Source organism: Erwinia sp. 2186 (genome assembly GCF_057812255.1).
In genome coordinates this window covers 3,377,237-3,400,024 of record NZ_CM173824.1, presented here as the reverse complement: position 1 = coordinate 3,400,024, position 22,788 = coordinate 3,377,237, and the positions used below count along the sequence as shown (strand labels likewise).

Below are 22,788 nucleotides of genomic sequence, written 5' to 3'. Positions count from 1 at the left end.
AGCCAGCAACAGGCGACGCGTCACTGCTGAGCCTTCCAGAATCCGGCCAGTTCAACCACCGAGGTGGCTCCGGTTTTATCCATGATGTTCTTTTTATGGGTGCTGACGGTTTTATTGCTGATATTGAGCTGTTCAGCAATCTGTAAATTAGACAGACCGCGCGCCAGCAGCGCTAAAATCTGCTGCTCTTTGCTGGTCAGTATATGCGTGGTGGTTTCACTCTCGCTGCTGACAGGGAACGCCTGCTGGCCGCCCAGTACCGCCAGAATGGCAGAGAGCAGCTGTGGCATCGGCTGACGTTTCGCAACATAGCCCGCTGCACCGGCGGCTTCGGCCAGCCGTTGATAGAGACGTTCCTCCTGCGCGGAATAGATGATCACCGGCAGGGCAGGGAAGTGGCGGCGGATAAATTTCAGCAACTGCAGGCCATCACTGTCCGGCAGCCCGATATCCAGCACCACAATATCCACCGGCTGTGCCGCCAGCAGCGCATGGGCGCGGTTTTCATCTTCGGCTGCCAGCAGGGTAAAGGGAAAAGGCGCACGCGCCAGCGCCGCTTCAAGCGCAACATGCACCAGCGGGTGGTCGTCAATCAGCAGCAGCGTAACCATGAATTTATCCGGGGGAAATCAGGGCTTTCAAGAATAGCGTAAAGGTTCAGGTAAGCAAACAGACATGAAAAAGGAGAGCCTGAGCTCTCCTTTTAATCACGCGTCAAAACGGTTATCAGGCGACTTACTGGGTAGTGCCATCCGTTTTAGTATTCGCGTCAGGTCCGACTTTTTTGTTGATGTTCGGACATTTACCGTCTTTACACTCGCTGTTTTTGTGGATCTGCTCAGCGCTCATTTTTTTGTGATGCTTCATGGTTTTATGGGTCGTACCACTGGTGGCATCACCGGTATTGTTGATTTTGCTGTTATCCACGCCATTAGGGGCGATTTTCTGGGCTGCACCACCGGCCGCTGCACCGGCATCTGCTGCCTGGTTAGACGTACCGTTGTTGCCAGATTCAGCCATTGCCGCGCCGCTACCCAGGGTCATTGCTGCGGTCAGGAATACGATTGCAAACTTATTCATCATTATGCTCCGTTTAGGTGTGAATATTGCCGAACCAAACCCGTTAAAATGCGGTTTGAATAAATAATTCGAAGAGTTCGGAATACAATCAGCACAAGATCAACTCCTCTAAAGTTAGTGATCTTTATGCGTTTTTTTTAAGTATTAACAAGTAAAAGTGTAGTTCAGGAACCGGAAACAGCAACTTTAAATGGCAAGAAGTTGACCAAAGCGGATTTACAGCACTGTAAGCACGCGATAAATTGGACGTGATGCGCCTGATGTGCAGAACGGCCTTTAAAATACTGGAAATATTATGAATTATCAGAATGATGACTTAAGAATCAAAGAGATAAAAGAACTTCTTCCCCCTGTAGCCCTGCTTGAAAAGTATCCTGCCACGGACATGGCGGCGAAAACCGTTTCTGACTCCCGCCAGGCTATTCATAATATTCTTAAAAAGACCGACGATCGTTTATTGGTGGTGATTGGACCTTGCTCCATTCATGACACCCAGGCCGCAAAAGAATATGCTGCGCGTTTACTGACGCTGCGTGAAGAGTTAAGTGACTCTTTGGAAGTGGTGATGCGCGTGTATTTTGAAAAACCGCGGACTACCGTTGGCTGGAAAGGGCTGATTAACGATCCGCATATGGACAACAGCTACCAGATCAATGACGGCCTGCGCATTGCCCGCAAGCTGCTGCTGGACATCAATGATTCCGGCCTGCCTGCCGCCGGTGAGTTCCTCGATATGATCACGCCACAATATATGGCTGACCTGATGAGCTGGGGAGCAATTGGCGCGCGCACCACCGAATCGCAGGTTCACCGTGAACTCTCTTCGGGCCTTTCCTGCCCGGTTGGCTTCAAGAACGGCACCGACGGGACGATTAAAGTGGCTATCGATGCTATTAATGCCGCCAGCGCGCCGCATTGCTTCCTGTCAGTAACCAAGTACGGTCACTCGGCCATTGTTGAAACCAGCGGCAACGGCGACTGCCATATCATCCTGCGCGGCGGCAAAGAGCCGAACTACAGCGCCCACCATGTCAGCGCCGTTAAAACCGGTCTGGAGAAGGCCGGTCTGGATCCGCAGGTGATGATCGACTTCAGCCATGCCAACAGCAGCAAGCAGTTCCAGAAGCAGCTGGTGGTGTCGGATGACGTGTCGCAGCAGATTGCGGGCGGAGACAAGGCGATTATTGGCGTGATGATCGAGAGCCATCTGGTGGAAGGTAATCAGAGCCTCGAAAGCGGTGAGCCGCTGGTTTACGGTAAGAGCGTGACCGATGCCTGTATTGGTTGGGAAGACACTGAGAAAGTGCTTCGCCAGCTGGCAGATGCCGTGAAGGCGCGTCGCGCCCACTAAGCCTCGGCGTTGAGACTACTTATGCCCGAGTACAGGTCGGGCAGCGTTTTCTCAGCGCATCAGCCATAAAAAAATCCGCCTTTCGGCGGATTTTTTGTGCTCAGTATTCTCTCTTTTCCCGCAGGGAAGAGGAGGGAATTACTTCGCTTTACCCTGGTTGGCTACTGCCGCCGCTTTCGCAGCAATTTCGTCAGCATCGCCCAGATAGTAATGTTTGATTGGTTTGAAGTTTTCATCAAACTCATACACCAGTGGCACGCCAGTTGGGATATTCAGTTCAAGGATGGCTTCTTCACTCATGTTGTCCAGGTATTTCACCAGCGCACGCAGGGAGTTACCGTGGGCCGCGATGATCACTTTCTCGCCGCTTTTCATGCGTGGCAGAATGGATTCGTTCCAGTATGGCAACACGCGATCGATGGTCAGCGCCAGGCTTTCTGTGGTTGGCAGCTGCTCAGCCGTCAGTGCAGCGTAACGTGGGTCATGGCCAGGGAAACGCTCATCGGCACGATCCAGCTCTGGCGGCGTTACCGCGAACCCGCGACGCCATTGCTTAACCTGCTCGTCACCGTATTTCTGTGCGGTTTCGGCTTTATCCAGACCCTGCAGCGCACCGTAGTGACGCTCGTTCAGACGCCAGGATTTCTCCACTGGCAGCCAGACCTGGTCAACTTCGTCCAGGATGTTCCACAGCGTGTGGATGGCACGTTTCAGCACGGAGGTGTAAGCGAAATCGAAGGTGAAGCCTTCTTTTTTCAGCAGCTGACCTGCGGCTTTCGCTTCGGTACGGCCTTTATCGGACAGGTCAACATCGTACCAACCGGTAAAGCGGTTTTCATTATTCCACTGGCTTTCGCCGTGACGTACCAGAACCAGCTTAGTTACAGCCATAGCTTAACTCCTTAATAATCTGACGTTTCTATGATAATGGTAAACCGTAAATTGCCGGTAGCACCCTGGCGGCAATTTTATAGGCCATTACCATAGCGGAAATCTGCGCACCGCGTAAGCCTGTCGCCTCTCCGATGCGCGTTTTTCATGCGCTGAATCAAACCGCTGTCAGGCGGTAGCGCGTAATCGACTGATACGATTCACCCGGTTTAAGCCAGCAGTCAGGCTGCGGCCACTCGGGATGATTCGGCGAGTCGGGTAAAAACTCGCTCTCCAGTGCGATACCCTGAAAGGCATTATAGACGCCCTGCTCACGAGCAGGGGTGCCTTGCAGATAATTGCCTGAGTAAAATTGCAGCGCCGGGGCCGAGGTAAATACGCTCAGCTGCAGCTGACCATCTGCCGACCAGAGTTCGGCCGCGGACTGGCTTTCATCCTCGGTGTTCAGCAGGAAGGCGTGGTCGTAACCTTTCACCGCGCGCTGATCGTCATCCTGCAGGAACTCGGCGGCGACCGTTTTTGGCTGGCGGAAGTCAAAACTGGTGCCGGCAACGGCTTTCAGATCGGCATTCGGGATGCCTTCACTGTCAACCGGCAGATACCGTTCAGCATTCAGCTGCAACTTATGATCGCGGGCATCGCCATGCCGGGCGTCCAGATTGAAGTAGGCATGGTTGGTCAGGTTCACCGGGCAGGCTTTATCCGTGGTGGCGTGATACTGGATGGTCAGCGTGTTGTCATCTTCCAGACGGTAGAGCAGGGTCACCAGCAGATTGCCTGGATAGCCCTGATCGCCATCGGGCGAATCCAGCTGATATTCCACTTCATGCTCTGCCTGGCGGACGATCTGCCAGCGACGGCTGCTGAAACCTTCCGGGCCGCCGTGGAGCTGATGAGGTCCCTGATTGGCCGCAACCTGCCAGGTTTTGCCTTCACCGCTGAACGTGGAATGGGCAATACGGTTGGCATAGCGACCGACGGTGGCACCAAGGTAAGCCGTCTGATGCAGATAATCCGCCGGTGTGGCGCAGCCGAGCAGGGCTTCACGCACGGTGCCATCTTTCATGGGCACACGGGCGGAGAGCCAGGTGGCGCCCCAGCTCATAAAGGTGGCAACCATGCCGCCCGCATTGCGCAGCGTGGTGATATGCCATGGCTGACCATCCGGCGCACGGGAAGTGGGTTCGGTTAGCATTGACCCGCTCCTTCAGAGGCTTTGCAGACGTAGAAGGTTTCTTTGATGCCCGATTTGGCTTCGTATTGCTGCTCCACGGCAGCTTTCACCGACTCCACCATCTCCAGCGGCATCAGCGCGACAACGCAGCCGCCGAAACCGCCGCCGGTCATGCGCACGCCGCCACGATCGCCCAGCGAGGCCTTAACGATCTCAACCAGCATATCGACCGGTGGCACGGTGATTTCAAAGTCATCACGCATTGAGGCATGAGATTCGGCCATCAGCACCGCCAGACGCGCCAAATCGCCGCGTGCCAGCACGTCAGCGGCTTCCAGCGTACGGGCATTTTCGGTCAGCACATGACGCACGCGCTTCGCGACGACCGGGTCGAGTTTGTCTTCCGCCGCTCTGAACTGCTCCAGTTCGACGTCACGCAGTGAGGTCTGACCAAAGAACGCCGCACCCGCCTCACACTGTTCACGACGCACGTTATATTCGCTGCCGACCAGGCTACGACGGAAGTTGGTGTTGATAATCACCACCGCAATGTCTTCCGGCATAGGCACCGGGCGCGTACCCAGCGTGCGGCAATCGAGCAGCATGGCGTGATCTTTTTTACCCAGCGCCGAAATCAGCTGGTCCATGATGCCGCAGTTACAGCCAACAAACTGGTTCTCTGCTTCCTGGCCGTTCACCGCAATCTCCGCACCGTCTAAAGGCAGATCGTACAGCTGCTGGAACACGGTGCCGACCGCCACTTCCAGCGAGGCAGAAGAGCTCAGACCTGCACCCTGCGGCACATCACCGGCAATCACCATATCCACGCCAGAAAAATCGCTGTTGCGCTTCTGCAGATGCTTCACCACGCCACGGACATAGTTCGCCCACATTTTGTCGTTCAGCGGCGCGATCGGCTCATCCAGCGAGAAGATATCCTGCTCGTTGTCGTAATCCGCCGCAATAACGCGCACCTGACGATCGTCGCGTTTCGCGCAGGCAATCACCGTCTGATAGTCGATGGCGCACGGCAGCACGAAGCCGTCGTTGTAATCGGTATGTTCGCCAATAAGATTCACGCGGCCTGGCGCCTGGATAGTATGGTCAGCGGCGTAACCAAACTTTTCCTGGAAAATGTTGTGGGTAGAGGTCTGTAAGGTCATGGTTATGCTCCCGTCTCGCGGAAATGAATATCACTGACGGAACGCAGACGTTCTGCTGCCTGTTCCGCTGTTAAATCACGTTGTGTTTCGGCCAGCATTTCATAGCCAACCATAAATTTACGTACCGTAGCGGAACGCAGCAGCGGCGGGTAGAAGTGGGCGTGTAACTGCCAGTGATCGTTGGCTTCGCCGTTGAAAGGCGCGGCGTGCCAGCCCATCGAATATGGGAAGGAGCACTGGAACAGGTTGTCATAGCGGCTGGTCAGTTTTTTCAGCGCCAACGCCAGATCGGTACGCTGTGCATCGGTCAGATCGACCAGGCGTTTGATATGGGCTTTAGGCAACAGCAGGGTTTCGAACGGCCATGCAGCCCACCAGGGCACCACTGCCAGCCAGTGTTCGGTTTCAACCACCGTGCGGCTGCCGTCTTTCAGCTCGCGCGCGCTGTAATCGACCAGCATTGGTGACCCGTGCTGCTCGAAGTAAGCGCGCTGCAAATCGTCTTCGCGTTTCACTTCATTTGGCAGGAAGCTGTTGGCCCACACCTGGCCGTGCGGATGCGGGTTAGAGCAGCCCATGGCCGCACCTTTGTTCTCAAAAACCTGCACCCACGGATAGTGTTGGCCCAGATCGGCGGTCTGTTCCTGCCAGGTTCTGACCACCTGCTCGATACCGGCAACGGTCAGTTCAGGCAGGGTTTTGCTGTGATCCGGCGAGAAGCAGATCACCCGGCTGGTGCCGCGCGCGCTTTCGCAACGCATCAGCATGTCTTCGCTTTCCGGCGCGTCTGGCGTGTCGGTCATCAGCGCCGCAAAATCGTTGGTGAAGACATAGGTGCTGCTGTAATCGGGGTTTTTATCGCCTGTTACACGGGTGTTTCCAGGACACAGGAAGCAGTCCGGATCGTGGGCAGGCAGTTTTTCCTGGGAAGCGGTTTCCTGCGCGCCTTGCCATGGGCGTTTGGCGCGGTGAGGAGAAACCAAAATCCACTGATCTGACAGTGGGTTATAACGGCGATGCGGATGATCGACCGGATTAAATTTTTGCATGTTGAGTCCTGATAACCTTCTTTATGCGTCGATAGCCTTAAAGAAAAATAGCACAGCGCGGAGGAATAAAGCGTGATCAAGTCTGTATAAATGGAATCGTTTACACAAGTTGAATAATCCGAACTGTCAGTAAAAACGGCAAAATAATCCATGCGTCGATGGTGGTAAGCAATAATTAGTGGTAGCGGTTACATCATTTTATCCCGCTGATAGCGATAGTGCTCGCCTTCGGCGACAAAGGTCAGGCGATCGGTAATACAGTGCGGCGCATCTTCAGCATGGTGTGAGACGAACAGCAGCTGCGTTTCGCCTTCGCCAATCAGCACATCGACGAAACGGCGAACCAGCTGACGGTTGATCGGATCCAGACCCTGCAACGGCTCATCGAGGATCAGCAGCGCCGGATGTTTCACCAACGCGCGGGCGATCAGGACCAGCCGCTGCTGTCCCCAGGAAAGGCCGTGGAACGGCGCATCGCCGAGCTTTTCCATCCCCAGCAAATGCAGCCACTGCTTAGCCAGCGATTGCTGGCGATCGGACACCGCCTGATAAATGCCAATGGAGTCAAAATAGCCGGAGAGGATCACGTTGCGCACGCTGCTGCTGACCCGGTAATCCAGGTGCAGGCTGCTGCTGACGTAACCAATATGCTGCTTGATATCCCAGATGGTTTCACCACTGCCGCGCCGGCGGCCAAACAGCGTCAGATCGTTGCTGTAGCCCTGCGGATGATCGCCGGTCACCAGGCTCAGCAGCGTGGATTTTCCTGCGCCGTTCGGCCCGACGATCTGCCAGTGTTCGCCGGGTTTCACTTCCCAGCTGAGATGATTGAGGATCGGCTTATCGTTATAGGAGACGACGCCATTGCGCAGCACAATCAGCGGATCGCCGGCGACAAGCGCAGGCTTACTTCCGGCGTCATCGGCTTCGGGCAGGGCCATCCCCGCCAGCTGTTCGCTGTGAGCGAGCTGGGCGACTAAGGCTTCGGCGAGGATTTCACGGCGGGGACCCACGTGGGTCAGGGTGCATTCAGCCAGCACGCCCACGTTGTCGATAAAATCAGGGATATCATCAAAGCGGTTCAGCACCAGCACCAGCGTGCAGTTTTGCTGATGCAGCCCGGCCAGCACCTGTGCCAGATTGGCGCGAGAATCAACGTCCAGACCGTCAAACGGCTCATCCAGCACCAGCAGGTCCGGTTGCGACATCAACGTCTGGCACAGCAGGGTTTTACGCGTTTCGCCGGTGGACAGGTATTTGAAGCGGCGATCCAACAGCCGCGTGATGCCAAATAACGCGGCCAGCTGCTGGCAGCGTTGCGGATCTTTGGTATTTTCCTGGATGATTTCTGCGGTGGTGCGGCCGGTATCGTCTTCACCGGGACTGAGCAAATCGGTGTTATTTCGCTCCCACTCTTCCGCCACCAGTTTCTGCAACTGCTCCAGGGAGAGGCGGACGGGGCGGACAAAGCTGTTGGTCAGCTGGCCTTTAGCCGCATTCAGTTCACCTGCCAGCACGCGAGCCAGCGAAGATTTACCGCTGCCGTTGGCGCCAACAAAGGCCCAACTTTCACCGGCCTGCAGGGTCAGCGCATCCAGGGTCAGGTTTTTAGTCTCACTAAGGTGAAACGTGCCTTGCAAAATTTGCAACGTCGACATTGTTCATTCCATTTTATGCATTGTTAGCAAACTATGGATCCGCAATGCCCTTGCTGTCAAATCTCCTGTCCGGTTTCAGAGCAGTGTGGCGATGATCACCTTGTCGGCATTAAAATGTGCTGTGACCGGCAGATCCTGTTGCAGGTTTTGCTCTGCCACGCGTTCGTTGGCAAGCGTTGCACACAGCGTTTCACCGCCCGGTAAGGCGATTAACACCTCACTCTGACTTTCTCCCTGTTCAATCTTGCTGATGGTGCCACTCAGCTGATTATCCGCGTCTGAGGCGCCGGTGGTCACGTCAATCCACGGCGCTTTGATTAACACCAGCACCTCTTTACCGCTGGTCAACGCCAGCCGGTTGGCGCTCTGCTCGGTTAACGCCACCGAGATTTTTGTACTGCCATCGGCCAGCAGCACTTCAACATGCTGCACCACGGCCCGATCGTCGCGGTCGGTAATCGTGCCAAACAGCTGGTTACGCGCGCTGGTTTGCAGCGAGAAGCGGGCGATGGCGCCCAGCAGGCTGCCTAACGGCACATCGTCCTGCAGCACATCAAACGCTTTCTGCTGGATCTGTTCCATCAGCGCAAACAGCTGGATCAGCCGCTCGCCGTAAGGGGTGACTTTGGCGCCCCCACCGCCTTTGCCGCCGGTGGCGCGGTCCACCAGCGTGCGGTCGGCGAGGGTATTCATTTCATTAATGGCATCCCAGGCGCTTTTGTAGCTGATGCCAGCGAGTTTTGCGCCCTGGCTGATCGAGCCCGTTTGTTGAACCTGCTTCAGCAACTCAATACGCCGTGGGTCGGCAAACAGCCGCTGCTGTAGTTTCAGGATCAGGGAAAGTTCTGCCTGCATAATGGCTCTCGCTTCGGGATAAAATAAGGGTGGGGTGCAGTGTACACCTTTGGCTGGCCGGGCGTAAAAACAGGTAAAAGGCACAAAAGGGCAGTGCACTTTTTTTGGCTGTAGATACAATGGCTTTTTTACGCTGCAATGGAGGCGACCATGCTTGAATTACTGATAGGTCTTGGCGAAGCAATCCTGATGGTGCCTGTTGTGATGGCGATTATCCTCGGTCTGATTTGGGGACTGGGTGAAGTATTTAACGTTATCTCAACAATCGGTCATAAAAAGGACCAGACGGAACAATCCCGTCATTAAGCTTTCCTGAAACGCCCGGCACCTGCCGGGCGTTCGTTTTTTGTTGATCCCCCTTAAGCTTTTCCCCCTTCCAACCGATAAACTCCATGACAGGGTAGATAAAATCGTTATATTACGAACTACATAACGAACCCTCTGGAGATCACCATGTCTGTAAAATTACGCCATTTCTTCGTTGGTGCCGTGCTCAGCGCCAGCTTTTCCGGCCAGGCGGTTGCCGCCGATAAGATCACCGTGTTTGCCGCGGCCTCGTTGACCAATGCGCTGCAGGAAATTGGCGACAGCTATCAGAAAGGCAAAAACGTGCAGGTGGTTTCTTCCTTCGCCTCGTCGTCCACGCTGGCGCGACAGATTGAGCAGGGCGCGCCTGCGGATCTGTTTATCTCAGCCGATCAGCAGTGGATGGACTACGCGGTGCAGAAGAAAACCATCGATGACGCCAGCCGTTTTACGCTGCTGGGTAACGAGCTGGTGCTGGTGGCGCCCGCCGAGACTCACCCTGAGCAAGTGACGATTTCCAAAAATACCGACTGGAAAAGCCTGTTAAAAGGACAGCGTCTGTCAGTGGGCGATCCCGATCATGTCCCGGCCGGTATCTATGCGAAAGAAGCGTTGCAGAATTTAGGTGCGTGGGAAACTCTGTCAGGCCAACTGGCGCCGGGCAACAGCGTACGCGTCGCGCTGGCACTGGTTGAGCGCAACGAAGCGCCTTACGGCATCGTCTATGGCTCTGATGCGGTTGCCAGTAAAAAAGTGAAGGTGGTTGGCATCTTCCCGGAAGACAGCCACAAACCGGTCGAATACCCGATGGCTATGGTGAAAGATCATAACTCTGCCGCCGTAACCGCTTTCTACAATTATTTGAAAGGGCCTGACGCTGCGGCCGTGTTCAAACGTTACGGATTTACGCCTGAAAAATGATCCTGAGTGAGCCCGAATGGCAGGCCGTTGCCCTGAGCCTGAAAGTCGCTTCAGTGGCGGTAATTTTTAGCCTGCCCTTCGGGATCCTGATGGCGTGGATCCTCGTCCGCTGCCGTTTTCCCGGCAAAACCCTGTTAGACAGTCTGGTTCATCTGCCGCTGGTGCTGCCGCCGGTGGTGGTGGGCTATTTACTGCTGATCGGTTTTGGCCGTCGCGGATTTATCGGCGAATACCTGTATGACTGGTTTGGCTTCACCTTCGCCTTCAGCTGGCGCGGCGCGGCGCTGGCCTCGGCGGTGATTGCTTTCCCGCTGATGGTCAGGGCCATCCGCCTGGCGCTGGAAGGCGTCGACAGCAAGCTGGAGCTGGCCGCCCGCACGCTGGGTGCCGGGCGCTGGCGCGTCTTTTTCACCATCACCTTACCGCTGACCCTACCGGGCATTATTGCCGGCACCGTGCTGGCCTTTGCCCGCTCGCTGGGCGAGTTTGGTGCCACCATTACCTTCGTCTCGAATATTCCGGGTGAAACCCGCACGCTTCCCTCCGCGATGTACACGCTGATTGAAACACCCGGTGCTGAAAATGCCGCCGCGCGGCTCTGCGTCATTGCGATTTTACTGGCGCTGGCTTCACTGCTGATTTCTGAATGGCTGGCACGCTGGGGCCGCAAAAGGTTGGGATTGTAATGCTGGAACTCAATTTCACTCAGCGCTTGGGCGATCATACCCTGACCCTCGATACACAGCTGCCCGCCAGGGGCATCACCGCGATTTTCGGCGTATCGGGTGCCGGGAAAACCTCCCTGATCAATGCTATCGGTGGCCTGACCACGCCACAGCAGGGCCGCATCGTGCTGAATGGCCGGGTGTTAAGCGACGCCGGGAGCAAACTTCATCTGCCGCCAGAAAAACGGCGGATTGGCTATGTGTTCCAGGATGCCCGGCTGTTCCCGCACTATCGCGTGCGGGGCAACCTCGAGTACGGCATGGCCAAAAGCCTGCGTCCGGAGTTTGATCAACTGGTCAGGCTGTTGGGTATTGAAGATCTGCTGACGCGCTTTCCGGCGTCGCTGTCGGGCGGTGAAAAGCAGCGTGTCGCCATCGGCCGGGCGCTGCTGACCGCGCCCGAAATTTTGTTGATGGACGAACCGCTGGCCTCGCTGGATTTGCCGCGTAAGCGTGAATTGCTGCCTTACCTGCACAAGCTGGCGAAAACGGTGGATATCCCGATCCTGTATGTCAGCCACAGCCTGGATGAAATCCTGCAGCTGGCCGATAACGTGCTGGTGCTGGATAACGGCCAGGTCAAGGCGATGGGCAGCGTGGAAAAAGTCTGGGCCAGCAGCGCGATGCGGCCGTGGTTACCGCGATCCGAACTGAGTAGCGTGCTGCGGGTGCAGGTGCTGGAGCAGCATCCGCACTATGCGATGACCGCGTTGTCGTTGGGCGATCAGCATATCTGGGTCAGTCGGGTGGATGCGCCGGCGAAGACGCCGCTGCGTTTGCGTATTCAGTCCGCCGACGTGTCATTAAGCCTGCAGCCGCCGGTCAACAGCAGCATTCGCAACGTGATCCCGGCCCATGTGGCGGAGTTGCTGGAGATTGACGATCAGATTGAAGTGAAGCTGATGGTGGGACAAAGCGAGCTGTGGGCGCGCATCACGCCCTGGGCTCGCGATGAACTGATGATCAAACCGGGCATGTGGTTATATGCCCAGATTAAAAGCGTGTCGATTATCGCGCCAACTCACAGCACTTCGCGGTAGATGGTTTCCGCAATACCTGGCTCAAGGTTGGTGCCGATTACCCGGCCGGCACGGGCTTTGATCGCCTCGTCGGCATTGCCCATCGCCACACCCAGACCCACCGTTTCCAGCATGCTCAGGTCATTGTAGTTATCGCCAAAGGCCAGCACGTCACTCATCTGGTAACCCTCGGATTCCACCCACTGTGCCAGACGCTTGCCTTTGCTGTTGCCGGCTTTGGCGATGTCCACCTGATCGTGCCATGACCACTCGCAGGCCAGCCCCATCTCTTTTTCGACCCGTTCGGCGAAGTGCTGTAATGCGACGGTGTCAGGATGGGAAAGGGCGAACTTCCAGATTGAGCCCGCATCTTTGGCTGCCTGCGCCAGGCTGTCGACCTTGTTGAACACCGGACGCTGATGTTCTGGCAGGGATAACCCCCAGTCGATGGTGCGCGTCACGTGGCCAGTTTCAGTCTGATAAAGCATGGCATCGTCGACGTACAGCAGACCGTGGATCCCGGCTTCGTCGAGCATCTCAATCACCCGCAACGCCTGCTCTTTTGGCAGCGGATCGGCTTGCAGGACCTTTTTTGCATGATAATCATACAAATAGGTGCCGTTACAGCAGATTGCAGGTGTATCTAATGCCAGTGCCTGATAAAAAGGATGGATAGCGACATGATGACGACCGGTGACGATGGCCACCTTTACCCCAGCCTGTTGTGCTTTTTTCAGGGCTTCCAGCGATTCGGGAAGGATGGTTTTGCGCGGCGTTAACAGGGTGCCGTCCAGGTCCAAAGCAATGATGCGATAACTCATAAACAGTTCCGGAAGTGGCTAAACAAGAGCCAGAGAGTGTACACCTTGTGACGGGGTTAACAAAATGACACGCCACAAATCCCCCCACGCGGGAAGGAAAAACACGCTACGCTTTGCCACAGGTCAGCTTACTCAGAAAAAGGAGAATTCATGAAACAAGTCGTATATACCGCCAGCCCGGAGAGCCAGCAGATCCATGCCTGGCAGTTAGCCGATGATGGCGCGCTAACCCTGCTGCAGGTGATTGATGCGCCAGGCCAGGTTCAGCCGATGGTCGTCAGCCCCGACAAACGTTTTCTCTATGTGGGCGTGCGCCCTGATTTCCGTGTCGTCGCCTATCAGATTGATGCGGAAGGCAAACTGAAGGAAGCCGGGCACGCGTCATTGCCAGGCAGCCCAACCCATATTTCTACCGATCGTCAGGGCCGCTTTGTCTTCGTCGGCTCGTATAACGATGCCTGCGTCAGCGTGACGCCGATTGGCGCCGATGGCCTGCCGGGCGAGCCGGTGCAGGTAATCGACGGTATGGACGGCTGTCACTCCGCCAATATCACGCTTGATAACAAAACCCTGTTTGTGCCGGCATTAAAACAGGATCGTATCTGCCTGTTTGATTTGCAGGAAAACGGCCAGTTGCAGCCGCATAAGCAGCCGCAGGTGACCACCGTTGAAGGTGCGGGCCCGCGTCATATGGTGTTCCATCCGAACCAGCAGTACGCCTACTGCATCAACGAGCTGGACAGCACGGTTGACGTCTGGAAATTGAACAATGCGCAGGGTGTGGTTGAGCGGGTGCAGAGCCTGGATACCATGCCAGCTGGCTTCAGCGAAACCCGCTGGGCAGCCGATATTCACCTGACGCCAGATGGTCGCCATCTGTATAGCTGCGATCGTACCGCCAGCCTGCTGACCATCTTTAGCGTCAGCGAAGACGGCGCTGTGCTGACCGTTGAAGGGCATCAGCCGACCGAAACGCAGCCACGCGGCTTCAACATCGATAATACCGGACAGTATCTGGTGGCGGCGGGGCAGAAATCGCATCATATCGAAGTGTATAAAATTGCTGGCGAGCAGGGGTTACTGCAACCGCTGGCGCGCTACGCGGTCGGTCAGGGCCCGATGTGGGTGGTGATCACCCAGCTGTAAGGCTGGTTCAGACAGCAAAAGGGGGCGATTTCTCGCCCCCTTTTTTTATGCGCTGAAAAGCCGCTCTTTCGCGTTAGCTGTACATCGCGGTAATTGATGCGCTGCCCAGCTGATGGAAATGGACGTTGAAGCCCAGATAAGCGCCGCTGGCCTGCTCATCGACCTCCAGTTTTTCCACATCAATGGCGTAAACGGTGAAGATATAGCGGTGGCTTTCGCCCTTCGGCGGTGCTGCGCCGCCGTAGCCGCTTTTACCAAAGTCGGTGCGTGTCTGAACTGATCCAGAAGGCAGTTCGGCCGCGCCGGAACCTGCACCCTGTGGCAGAGAACGGGTGTCGGCCGGCAGATTGGCCACGCCCCAGTGCCACCAGCCTGATCCGGTCGGCGCATCAGGATCGTAGCAGGTGACGACAAAGCTTTTGGTGCCCGCCGGCACGTCATCCCAGGCGAGGTGCGGTGACAAATTGTCCCCTTCATACCCCATGCCGTTAAAGACCTGGCGCTCCGGCAGCTTATCGCCGTCGTTAAAATCCTGGCTAATCAGTTTCATTCCCTCTCCTGCGGTTAACGATGAAGTAATTTAAGCAGCTCTTCGGCTGCTGCTGCGGAGGATGCCGGGTTCTGTCCGGTGACCAGATGGCCATCGGTCAGCGTATAAACGCCCCAGTTATCGGTTTTTTCATACTCTGCGCCCAATGACTTAAGCACATCCTCAACCAGGAAAGGTACCACATCTGTCAGCCCCACGGCTTCCTCTTCCGTGTTGCTGAAACCGGTGACCCGCTTACCGGCAACCAGCGGCGTGCCGTCCGGTTTTTTTACATGGCGCAGTACGCCAGGCGCGTGGCAGACCGCACCGACCGGCTTGCCGTTGGCAAAGAAGTTTTCGATCAGATCGATGCTGACCCGATCTTCGGCCAGGTCCCACAGCGGACCGTGACCGCCGGGATAAAACACCGCATCAAACTGGGTGGTATCGATGGTTTCCAGTTTCTGCGTATGCGCCAGCGCCTGCTGGGCCGGGAGATCGCCACGGAAGCGATCGGTGTCGGTGGTCTGCGCATCGGGTTCATCGCTGACCGGATCCAGCGGAGGTTGCCCGCCGGCCGGTGAAGCCAGCACCACGTTTACCCCGGCATCGCGGAACACGTAATAGGGTGCGGCGAACTCTTCGAGCCAGAAACCGGTTTTCTTCCCCGTTTCACCCAGCCGATCGTGTGAGGTAAGCACCATTAAGAGTTTCATTTCACTGCTCCTGAAGGTTTGTCGCCCGCCACCCGGATCAGCACTTTGCCGAAGTTGTTACCTTCAAGCATGCCGATAAAGGTTTCTGGCGCGTTATCCAGCCCGTCAACGCAGTCTTCCCGGAAGACGAAGCGTTCCTGCTCCACCCACTGGCTCATCTGGCTGAAGAATTCACCGAAACGGTGACCATAATCCTGGGTGATGATAAAGCCCTCGACCCGCAGACGTTTACGCAGGATCGCGCTCTGGAACTGCGGCAGAAGATCCGGGCCTTTGGCGGCTTCGGTACTGTTGTAGTCGGCAATCAGACCACAGACGGGAATGCGACCTTTGGTATTCATCAGCGGCAGAACCGCGTTAAAGACCTTGCCGCCCACGCTTTCGAAATAGACGTCAATACCGTCGCGGCAGTAGCGTTTCAGGGCTTCCGCCAGATCGGCTGCGCGGTGATCGAGGCAGCGGTCAAAGCCCAGAACCTCTTCGGCGTAACGGCATTTCTCTTCGCCGCCGGCAATGCCGACCACGTAGCAGCCCTTCAGCTTGGCAATCTGACCGACCATTGAGCCCACAGCACCGGTCGCGGCTGCGACCACCACGGTTTCGCCCGGCTGCGGGTTACCGATATCCAGCAAGCCCATATAGGCGGTGAAGCCGGTCATCCCCAGCAGGCCTAACGCCCAGGATGGGTGCTTCAGAACCGGACCGGAAAGCTTGAACAGATCCTTACCGTTCGAGACGGCGAAATCCTGCCAGCCGCTCTGGCTAACCACCCAGTCGCCCGGGGCATAGTTTTCATTATTGGACTGTTCGACGATGGCGACGGTGCCGGCGCCCATCACTTCATTGATGCCAACCGGCGGAACGTAGGAAGGCGCGTCGCTCATCCGGCCACGCATATAGGGATCTAACGACAGCCAGACGGTACGAAGTAACACTTCTCCCTGGCCTGGGGTAGGAACGTGCTGCGATTCAAGACGGAAATTGGCTTCCGTAGGCGCACCGTGCGGGCGGGAAGCCAGCACGATACGGCGGTTAGTCTGTTTATCTTGTGGCATAAATTTGCTCCTTTACGGGATGTTGCCCCGTAAAAGCGTAGTGCATCAGCGGCCTCGCTGCTTTGCTGTGACGCGCATAAGTCAGCGTCAGGCGCTGAGAAACAGCTCGGGACGCGCCAGCGCGGCGGCAATTGCCCCGGTGAGCTGGGTTAAGGCGTCGGCTTGAATAATGTACGGCGGCATCAGGTAAATCAGTTTGCCAAACGGCCGGATCCATACGCCGCGCTCGACAAAGAACGCCTGCAGCGCGGCCATATTCACCGGCCGGTGGGTCTCGATCACCCCAATGGTCCCCAGCACCCGGGCGTGGGCCACTTCAGGCATTTCCTGCAGCGGCAGCAGGGCGGCTTTCAGCTGCGCTTCAATGGTCGCGACCTGCTGTTGCCAGTGACCTTCCTGCAACATCGCCAGGCTTTCAGTGGCGACCGCGCAGGCCAGCGGATTGCCCATAAAGGTCGGGCCGTGCATAAAGCAGCCGGCCTCCCCGTTGCTGATGGTGTTGGCAACCTCGCGGGTGGTCAGGGTGGCGGAAAGGGTCATGGTGCCGCCGGTCAGCGCTTTACCAACGCACAGTATGTCCGGGGAAATTCCGGCATGTTCGCAGGCGAACAGCTTGCCGGTGCGGCCAAATCCGGTGGCAATCTCATCGGCGATCAGCAGAACGTTATGGCGATCGCACAGCTCGCGGACCTTTTCCAGATAACGCGGATGATAGAAGCGCATGCCGCCCGCGCCCTGAACAATCGGCTCAAGGATCACTGCCGCCAGCTCACCGGCATGCAGGCGGATCAGTCGCTCGAAGTCGTCAACATCAAGCGCCTGCCATTCATCGTCAAAGCCACAGGCGGGTGCGGCAGCAAACAGGTGCGAAGGCAGATAGCCCTGATACAGGCTGTGCATTGAATTCTGCGGATCGCACACCGACATCGCGGCGAAGGTATCGCCGTGGTAGCCGTTTCGCAGCGTCAGGAAGCGCTGACGGCGCTCGCCACGGGCCTGCCAGTATTGCAGCGCCATCTTCATCGACACTTCAACCGCCACCGATCCCGAATCGGCCAGGAACACGCACTCCAGCCCTTGCGGCGTCATCTCAACCAGCTTGCGGCACAGCGCTACGGCGGAAGGATGGGTAATGCCGCCAAACATCACGTGTGACATCTGTTCAATTTGCGCGGTCATCGCCCGGTTCAGGCGCGGATGGTTGTAGCCATGGATCGCTGCCCACCATGAAGACATGCCATCAACCAGCTTACGACCGTCGGCCAGTTTCAGGGACGTCTCCTGCGCGGCGACCACCGGATAGACCGGCAGCGGTTGGCTCATGGAGGTGTAAGGGTGCCAGATATGGTCACGATCAAAAGCGAGGTCAGCAGGCGTCATAAATTACTTGTAAACCAAATTCAAAAAAATTAGTTTACAAGTATAACCACGCAAAGATGATTAACGACAGATTTTTTTTGGAGCACGCAATGGCAACTCGTTGGACGATCCCACAGGCTCAGGCCCTGTTTGATAAACCCTTTCTGGAACTGATGTTTGAAGCTCAGCAGGTGCACCGCCAGCACTTCGATCCCCGCCAGGTGCAGGTCAGCACCTTGCTGTCGATCAAAACGGGCGCCTGCCCGGAAGACTGTAAATACTGTCCGCAGAGCTCACGCTATAAAACCGGCCTCGCCACCGAGCGGCTGATGGAAGTGGAAGACGTGCTGACCTCGGCCCGCAAAGCGAAAGCGGCCGGTTCGGATCGCTTCTGTATGGGCGCAGCCTGGAAAAACCCGCACGAACGGGACATGCCTTACCTTGAGCAGATGGTGAAAGGCGTTCGGGAAATGGGGCTGGAAACCTGTATGACGCTGGGCACGCTGAGCGAAGAGCAGGCGCAGCGTCTGGCGCACGCCGGACTGGATTACTACAACCACAACCTCGATACCTCGCCGGAATTCTACGGCAGCATCATCACCACCCGAAGCTATCAGGAACGCCTGGATACGCTGGGCAAAGTGCGCGATGCCGGGATCAAAGTCTGTTCAGGCGGCATCCTCGGCCTTGGCGAAACCGTTAACGATCGCGCGGGCCTGCTGGTGCAGCTGGCGAATCTGCCGACGCCGCCGGAAAGCGTGCCGATCAATATGCTGGTAAAAGTCAAAGGCACGCCGCTGGCCGATAACGACGATGTCGATCCGTTTGATTTTATCCGCGCCATCGCGGTTGCCCGCATCATGATGCCCACCTCGCACGTGCGCCTGTCTGCCGGACGTGAGCAGATGAGCGAGCAAACGCAGGCCATGTGCTTTATGGCCGGGGCAAACTCCATCTTCTACGGCTGCAAACTGCTGACCACGCCGAACCCGGAAGAAGACAAAGACCTGCAACTGTTCCACAAGCTGGGCCTGAATCCGCGCCACACCACCACCGAAGCGGGTGACAACGAGCAGCAGCAGGCGTTGGCAGGACAGCTGATGACCGCTGATACCGACCAGTTTTACAACGCGGCGGTGTAAGTGAGCTGGCAGCATCGAATTTCCCTGGCGCTGACCGGGCGCCAGCAAAAAGGGCAGATGCGCACCCGTCGGGTTAACCAGCACAGCGATGCGCGGACCTTGCAGATTGACGGCACGTGCTATCTGAACTTTGCCGCCAATGACTATCTTGGGTTGAGCCATGACCCGAGGCTGGTTCAGGCCTGGCAACAGGGTGCGGAACGTTATGGCGTCGGGGCCGGCGGATCGGCGCACGTCACCGGTTATCATGCGCCACAGGCGGAATTTGAGCAGCAGCTTGCCGACTGGCTGGGTTATCCACGCGCCCTGGTATTTATTTCCGGCTTTGCCGCCAATCAGGCGGTGATTGCGGCGATGCTGGCGAAAAATGACCGCATCTTCGCCGATAAGCTGGCGCACGCCTCGTTGCTCGAAGCGGCGGCTCACAGTCCCGCTACCCTGCGTCGCTTCGCACACAATCAACCGGCTGCGCTTGAAAAACTGCTGCAACATCCGGCCGGGGGCGAGACGCTGGTGGTCACCGAAGGCGTTTTCAGCATGGATGGCGACAGCGCGCCGCTGGCGGAGCTTCACCGCTTATCTCAGCGTCAGGGAAGCTGGCTGATGGTGGACGATGCGCATGGCATTGGCACCACCGGCGAGCAGGGACGCGGCAGCTGCTGGCAGCAGCAGGTTAAACCGGAACTGCTGGTGGTCACCTTTGGTAAAGCCTTTGGCCTGAGCGGGGCGGCGGTGTTGTGTGATGATGACACCGCTGATTATCTGCTGCAGTTTGCCCGCCACCTGATCTACAGCACGGCGATGCCACCGGCGCAGGCCTGGGCATTGCAGACCGCGCTGGCCTGCATTCAGCAGGGTGACGAACTGCGTCAGCGGCTGCAGCAAAATATTGCGCTGTTCCGTCAGGGCGCGCAGGCGCTGGGGCTGGCTTTACTGCCGTCGGCCACGGCGATCCAGCCGTTGATCGTCGGCGAAGAGCAGCAGGCGCTGGCCCTGGCCGACAGGCTGCAACAGCAGGGATGCTGGGTGACGGCTATCCGGCCACCGACGGTTCCGCCCGGCACCGCCCGTTTACGGATCACCTTAAGTGCGGCGCATCGGCCGGAAGATATTCATCGCCTGCTGGAGGGACTGCAACATGCAAACCGTTAATAAACAGGCGATTGCACAGGCGTTTGGCCGGGCGGCGCAGAGCTACAATCAACATGCCGGCTTGCAACGCCTCTGTGGCGAAGCGCTGGCCAGCTATGCCAACCGACAGCAGGGGCAGAAAGTGTTGGATGCGGGCTGCGGTCCGGGCTGGTTCAGCCAGCACTGGCGCGCCGCCGGTAACCATGTGACCGCCCTCGATCTCTCAGCAGAAATGCTGGTTCAGGCGCAGGCGCTGCAAACCGCGGATTGCTATCAGCCGGGCGATATCGAAGCGCTGCCGTTCAGTGATGCGAGCTTTGATCTGTGCTGGAGCAACCTTGCGGTGCAATGGTGCAGTGACTTATCGCTGGCACTGACAGAACTTTACAGGGTGACCTCGCCAGGCGGCCAGGTGCTGTTCTCGACGCTGTCTGCCGATTCATTACATGAGCTGTCCGCCGCCTGGCAACCGCTGGATTTACCCGCCCCGGTTAACCGCTTTTTGCCTTTCGACGCCATCGCCCACGCGGGCCAGCATCTGCCGCTGAAACTGATGCAACAAACGCTGACCGTTGGATTCCCGGACGTGCTGAGTGCGCTGCGTTCACTTAAAGGCATTGGTGCCACGCATTTGCATCAGGGCCGACGCGGTGGACTGCTTAGCCGCGGGCATCTGCAACAGCTGGAGCAGCACTGGCCGCGCGATCGGCGGGGATATTTACTGAGTTATCATCTGGTTTATGGAGTTATGCATCGTGAGTGAACGCTGGTTTATCACCGGAACGGATACGGAAGTGGGCAAAACGGTTGCCAGTTCGGCCTTGCTTCAGGCCGCCAACGCGGCGGGATTTCGCAGCGTGGGTTACAAGCCGGTCGCTTCAGGCTGCGAGATGACGGCAGTCGGGTTGAGAAATGAGGATGCGCTGGCGCTACAAAAGTACAGCGTGCTGCAATTGCCTTATGACAGCATCAACCCTCTGGCTTTCGCAGAGCCGACCTCGCCGCATATCGTCAGTGCCGAAGAAGGCCGGCCGATTACCTTTGAGCAGCTTTCTACCGGGCTGGCTGCGTTAACCGCGCAGTCTGACTGGGTGCTGACGGAAGGGGCCGGTGGCTGGTTTACGCCGCTCTCTGAGCAGACCACCTTTGCCGACTGGGCGGTGGCGGAACAGCTGCCGGTGATTTTGGTGGTGGGCGTGAAGTTAGGCTGTATCAATCATGCGGTGCTGACCGCACAGGCAATTCAGGCCAGCGGACTGCGTCTGGCGGGTTGGATAGCCAATGACATTCAACCGCCGGGAAAACGCCACACCGAGTATCTGGCGGCGCTTAAACAGCGGCTGCCGGCGCCAATGCTGGGTGAGATCCCCTATCTGACGCAGCCAGAACAGTTCGACCAGCTGGCACAGTACGTGCAGCTGCCGTTATAACGGTTCAACCTTCGGGCGGAGTTTCCTCCGCCCACCTTACCGTCAAGACACCGTCATCCAGGTATTGAGCATGCTTTCGTCCAGCTGGGCGACTTTGCCGTGCGCCACGTTGCGGCCCCGATGCAGCAGCAGGAAGTAATCCGCCACCTTACGGATAAACGAAATGCGTTGCTCCAGCAGCAGGATCGTCAGGCCGAAATCGTGATTCAGACGATGGATCAGATTGCCCATCTCCTCTTCCAGCCACGGCGACATACCTTCGGTTGGCTCGTCCAGGATCAAAAGCTTAGGCTGCAACACCAGCGCTCTGGCCAGCGCCAGTTGCTGCTGCTGTTCAATCTGTAAATCACCGCTGCGCTGATGGCGCAAGGAGTAGAGGGCAGGGAACAGGTCATAGACCATCTGCGGAATGGCCCGATGGCGTTCCAGGCCCGCGCCGGCCAGCAGCGCAATCTGCAGGTTATCTTCCACGCTAAGCTGGGAGAAAAGCTGTCGCCCTTGCGGCACATAGCCAATGCCCAGCGCAGCCCGTTGCTCCATCGGCTGCAGCAGCAGATCCTGCGGCGGGCGGTTGGCTTCCTGCCAGGTCATTGAGCCGCTGTTAATCGGCAGATGGCCCATGATGCAGTTGACCAGCGTGGTTTTTCCCATGCCGGGACGTCCCAGTACGCCGGTACAGGTGCCTGGGGCGAGATCCAGATCAACATCCCACAGGATGTGATTTTGTCCATAAAATTGGTTGATTGAACGTAAGCTGAGCATCTGACACTCTCCTCCAGACAGTTTTCGATCGCACCTGGTTGCATCCGCTCTACGTCGTGTGGCAAACAGTCGTCAACGTCTCCTGCGAGACGCCTGCGGCTTTGTGCTCCTCGCTCTGGTGTTATGAAAGCGTGAGGCGGTTAGACAGAGTCTTGCAATTGGCAGGCCAACCTGGCAATAGTCTCAGAAAACGCCCGCCCGCCTGATGATTAGCACCAGTAATTAGTAATAAAACTTAAACAATTGCCCGGGGTAATATTCCGCTGCACTTTGTCAGTGCTATGGACGAATCATTTCTGGTGCAGTTGCCTGTCTCAGTGGCAACCGGCGACTGTCATCAAACTGAAAAAAACGTCGAAATAGGGCTAGCGGCAACGGGGGAAATATGCCTTTCAGGACCATTAATCCTCAAGCGTCAGGCGAAAATAATGCAAAAAAAAATATTTGCGGCCCCGATCGCAGGGCAATGAGGTTTTATACACATCAGACGGCTCGGGCGCTCAAA

The 22,788-nt window shown here is 57.1% G+C and carries 25 protein-coding genes; 11 read left to right on the top strand and 14 right to left on the bottom strand.

From position 1 onward, the window contains the following. Positions 1 to 20: 20 nt before the first annotated feature. Together ACXKZG_RS15765 and ACXKZG_RS15760 are read right to left on the bottom strand one after the other, a co-directional pair. A complete protein-coding gene (locus ACXKZG_RS15765) occupies positions 21 to 611 on the bottom strand; it encodes a response regulator (RefSeq protein WP_488875131.1) in 591 nt (196 codons plus the stop codon). A 124-nt stretch (positions 612 to 735) separates the two neighbouring features. Beyond that, a complete protein-coding gene (locus tag ACXKZG_RS15760; RefSeq protein ID WP_013201345.1) occupies positions 736 to 1,083 on the bottom strand; it encodes a YbgS-like family protein in 348 nt (115 codons plus the stop codon). Between the two features lie 292 nt (positions 1,084 to 1,375). On the opposite strand from ACXKZG_RS15760, the gene aroG reads away from it, so the two are divergent. Next, positions 1,376 to 2,431, top strand: coding sequence for a 3-deoxy-7-phosphoheptulonate synthase AroG (aroG, locus tag ACXKZG_RS15755; protein WP_013201346.1), 1,056 nt, complete (start codon positions 1,376 to 1,378; stop codon positions 2,429 to 2,431). A gap of 138 nt (positions 2,432 to 2,569) precedes the next feature. Here the strand turns inward: aroG and gpmA are convergent, their stop codons facing one another. From gpmA to modE, 6 genes are all read right to left on the bottom strand, one after another. Beyond that, the gene (gene gpmA, locus ACXKZG_RS15750) at positions 2,570 to 3,322 is read right to left on the bottom strand and encodes a 2,3-diphosphoglycerate-dependent phosphoglycerate mutase (protein ID WP_013201347.1); all 753 of its coding nucleotides are present in this window, start codon (positions 3,320 to 3,322) and stop codon (positions 2,570 to 2,572) included. 157 nt (positions 3,323 to 3,479) lie between these two features. After that, entirely contained in the window at positions 3,480 to 4,517 is a 1,038-nt protein-coding gene (gene galM / locus ACXKZG_RS15745) for a galactose-1-epimerase (protein ID WP_346565909.1), read from the bottom strand. Next, complete coding sequence (gene galK / locus ACXKZG_RS15740; protein WP_013201349.1) at positions 4,511 to 5,659, bottom strand: galactokinase; 1,149 nt, start codon at positions 5,657 to 5,659, stop codon at positions 4,511 to 4,513. The genes galM and galK overlap by 7 nt, the downstream gene beginning before the upstream one ends. A gap of 2 nt (positions 5,660 to 5,661) precedes the next feature. After that, complete coding sequence (gene galT, locus ACXKZG_RS15735; RefSeq protein ID WP_013201350.1) at positions 5,662 to 6,708, bottom strand: galactose-1-phosphate uridylyltransferase; 1,047 nt, start codon at positions 6,706 to 6,708, stop codon at positions 5,662 to 5,664. Between the two features lie 188 nt (positions 6,709 to 6,896). After that, complete coding sequence (gene modF / locus ACXKZG_RS15730) at positions 6,897 to 8,366, bottom strand: molybdate ABC transporter ATP-binding protein ModF (protein WP_488875130.1); 1,470 nt, start codon at positions 8,364 to 8,366, stop codon at positions 6,897 to 6,899. A 75-nt stretch (positions 8,367 to 8,441) separates the two neighbouring features. Beyond that, positions 8,442 to 9,221 carry a molybdenum-dependent transcriptional regulator gene (gene modE, locus ACXKZG_RS15725; RefSeq protein WP_134823732.1) on the bottom strand — a complete coding sequence of 260 codons (780 nt, stop codon included), beginning with the start codon at positions 9,219 to 9,221 and terminating at the stop codon, positions 8,442 to 8,444. Between the two features lie 150 nt (positions 9,222 to 9,371). Between modE and ACXKZG_RS15720 the strand changes: the two genes are divergently transcribed. The 4 genes from ACXKZG_RS15720 to modC all read left to right on the top strand — a co-directional run bounded on the left by ACXKZG_RS15720 (position 9,372) and on the right by modC (position 12,213). Next, positions 9,372 to 9,527: an AcrZ family multidrug efflux pump-associated protein gene (locus tag ACXKZG_RS15720; RefSeq protein WP_013201353.1), complete on the top strand. Its 156-nt coding sequence runs from the start codon at positions 9,372 to 9,374 to the stop codon at positions 9,525 to 9,527. A 147-nt stretch (positions 9,528 to 9,674) separates the two neighbouring features. After that, positions 9,675 to 10,448, top strand: a complete 774-nt coding sequence (gene modA, locus ACXKZG_RS15715; protein WP_488875129.1) for a molybdate ABC transporter substrate-binding protein — start codon at positions 9,675 to 9,677, stop codon at positions 10,446 to 10,448. Then, on the top strand, positions 10,445 to 11,134 hold the full coding sequence (gene modB, locus ACXKZG_RS15710) for a molybdate ABC transporter permease subunit (protein ID WP_346595017.1): 690 nt from the start codon (positions 10,445 to 10,447) through the stop codon (positions 11,132 to 11,134). The genes modA and modB overlap by 4 nt, the downstream gene beginning before the upstream one ends. Further along, positions 11,134 to 12,213 (top strand): molybdenum ABC transporter ATP-binding protein ModC, encoded by a 1,080-nt coding sequence (gene modC / locus ACXKZG_RS15705; RefSeq protein ID WP_053146034.1) that lies wholly within the window; start codon positions 11,134 to 11,136, stop codon positions 12,211 to 12,213. The genes modB and modC overlap by 1 nt, the downstream gene beginning before the upstream one ends. On the opposite strand, the gene ACXKZG_RS15700 is transcribed toward modC, so the two are convergent. Further along, positions 12,195 to 13,013, bottom strand: a complete 819-nt coding sequence (locus ACXKZG_RS15700) for a pyridoxal phosphatase (protein WP_013201357.1) — start codon at positions 13,011 to 13,013, stop codon at positions 12,195 to 12,197. The genes modC and ACXKZG_RS15700 overlap by 19 nt on opposite strands. Positions 13,014 to 13,163: 150 nt before the next feature. Between ACXKZG_RS15700 and pgl the strand changes: the two genes are divergently transcribed. Further along, on the top strand, positions 13,164 to 14,159 hold the full coding sequence (pgl, locus tag ACXKZG_RS15695; protein WP_488875128.1) for a 6-phosphogluconolactonase: 996 nt from the start codon (positions 13,164 to 13,166) through the stop codon (positions 14,157 to 14,159). 73 nt (positions 14,160 to 14,232) lie between these two features. Here pgl and ACXKZG_RS15690 read toward each other — a convergent pair whose 3' ends face one another. From ACXKZG_RS15690 to bioA, 4 genes are all read right to left on the bottom strand, one after another. Next, positions 14,233 to 14,709, bottom strand: coding sequence for a kinase inhibitor (locus ACXKZG_RS15690; protein ID WP_013201359.1), 477 nt, complete (start codon positions 14,707 to 14,709; stop codon positions 14,233 to 14,235). A gap of 14 nt (positions 14,710 to 14,723) precedes the next feature. Then, the gene (locus ACXKZG_RS15685) at positions 14,724 to 15,404 is read right to left on the bottom strand and encodes a type 1 glutamine amidotransferase domain-containing protein (RefSeq protein WP_105759457.1); all 681 of its coding nucleotides are present in this window, start codon (positions 15,402 to 15,404) and stop codon (positions 14,724 to 14,726) included. Continuing rightward, on the bottom strand, positions 15,401 to 16,459 hold the full coding sequence (locus tag ACXKZG_RS15680) for an NADP-dependent oxidoreductase (RefSeq protein WP_346595013.1): 1,059 nt from the start codon (positions 16,457 to 16,459) through the stop codon (positions 15,401 to 15,403). Before ACXKZG_RS15680 ends, ACXKZG_RS15685 begins: the two co-directional genes overlap by 4 nt. A gap of 87 nt (positions 16,460 to 16,546) precedes the next feature. Beyond that, complete coding sequence (bioA, locus tag ACXKZG_RS15675) at positions 16,547 to 17,839, bottom strand: adenosylmethionine--8-amino-7-oxononanoate transaminase (RefSeq protein ID WP_488875127.1); 1,293 nt, start codon at positions 17,837 to 17,839, stop codon at positions 16,547 to 16,549. An 89-nt stretch (positions 17,840 to 17,928) separates the two neighbouring features. On the opposite strand from bioA, the gene bioB reads away from it, so the two are divergent. From bioB to bioD, 4 genes are read left to right on the top strand one after another with little or no spacing between them, the layout of a single operon-like run. Further along, positions 17,929 to 18,960 carry a biotin synthase BioB gene (bioB, locus tag ACXKZG_RS15670; protein WP_013201363.1) on the top strand — a complete coding sequence of 344 codons (1,032 nt, stop codon included), beginning with the start codon at positions 17,929 to 17,931 and terminating at the stop codon, positions 18,958 to 18,960. Then, positions 18,961 to 20,112 (top strand): 8-amino-7-oxononanoate synthase, encoded by a 1,152-nt coding sequence (gene bioF, locus ACXKZG_RS15665; protein WP_134823739.1) that lies wholly within the window; start codon positions 18,961 to 18,963, stop codon positions 20,110 to 20,112. Further along, a complete protein-coding gene (gene bioC, locus ACXKZG_RS15660) occupies positions 20,099 to 20,854 on the top strand; it encodes a malonyl-ACP O-methyltransferase BioC (protein ID WP_488875126.1) in 756 nt (251 codons plus the stop codon). Before bioF ends, bioC begins: the two co-directional genes overlap by 14 nt. Further along, complete coding sequence (bioD, locus tag ACXKZG_RS15655; protein ID WP_488875125.1) at positions 20,847 to 21,521, top strand: dethiobiotin synthase; 675 nt, start codon at positions 20,847 to 20,849, stop codon at positions 21,519 to 21,521. The genes bioC and bioD overlap by 8 nt, the downstream gene beginning before the upstream one ends. Before the next feature lie 42 nt (positions 21,522 to 21,563). Here the strand turns inward: bioD and ACXKZG_RS15650 are convergent, their stop codons facing one another. Beyond that, entirely contained in the window at positions 21,564 to 22,283 is a 720-nt protein-coding gene (locus ACXKZG_RS15650; protein WP_013201367.1) for an ABC transporter ATP-binding protein, read from the bottom strand. A 281-nt stretch (positions 22,284 to 22,564) separates the two neighbouring features. Between ACXKZG_RS15650 and ACXKZG_RS15645 the strand changes: the two genes are divergently transcribed. After that, positions 22,565 to 22,753, top strand: a complete 189-nt coding sequence (locus ACXKZG_RS15645; protein WP_488875124.1) for a hypothetical protein — start codon at positions 22,565 to 22,567, stop codon at positions 22,751 to 22,753. The last annotated feature ends 35 nt before the right edge of the window (positions 22,754 to 22,788 follow it).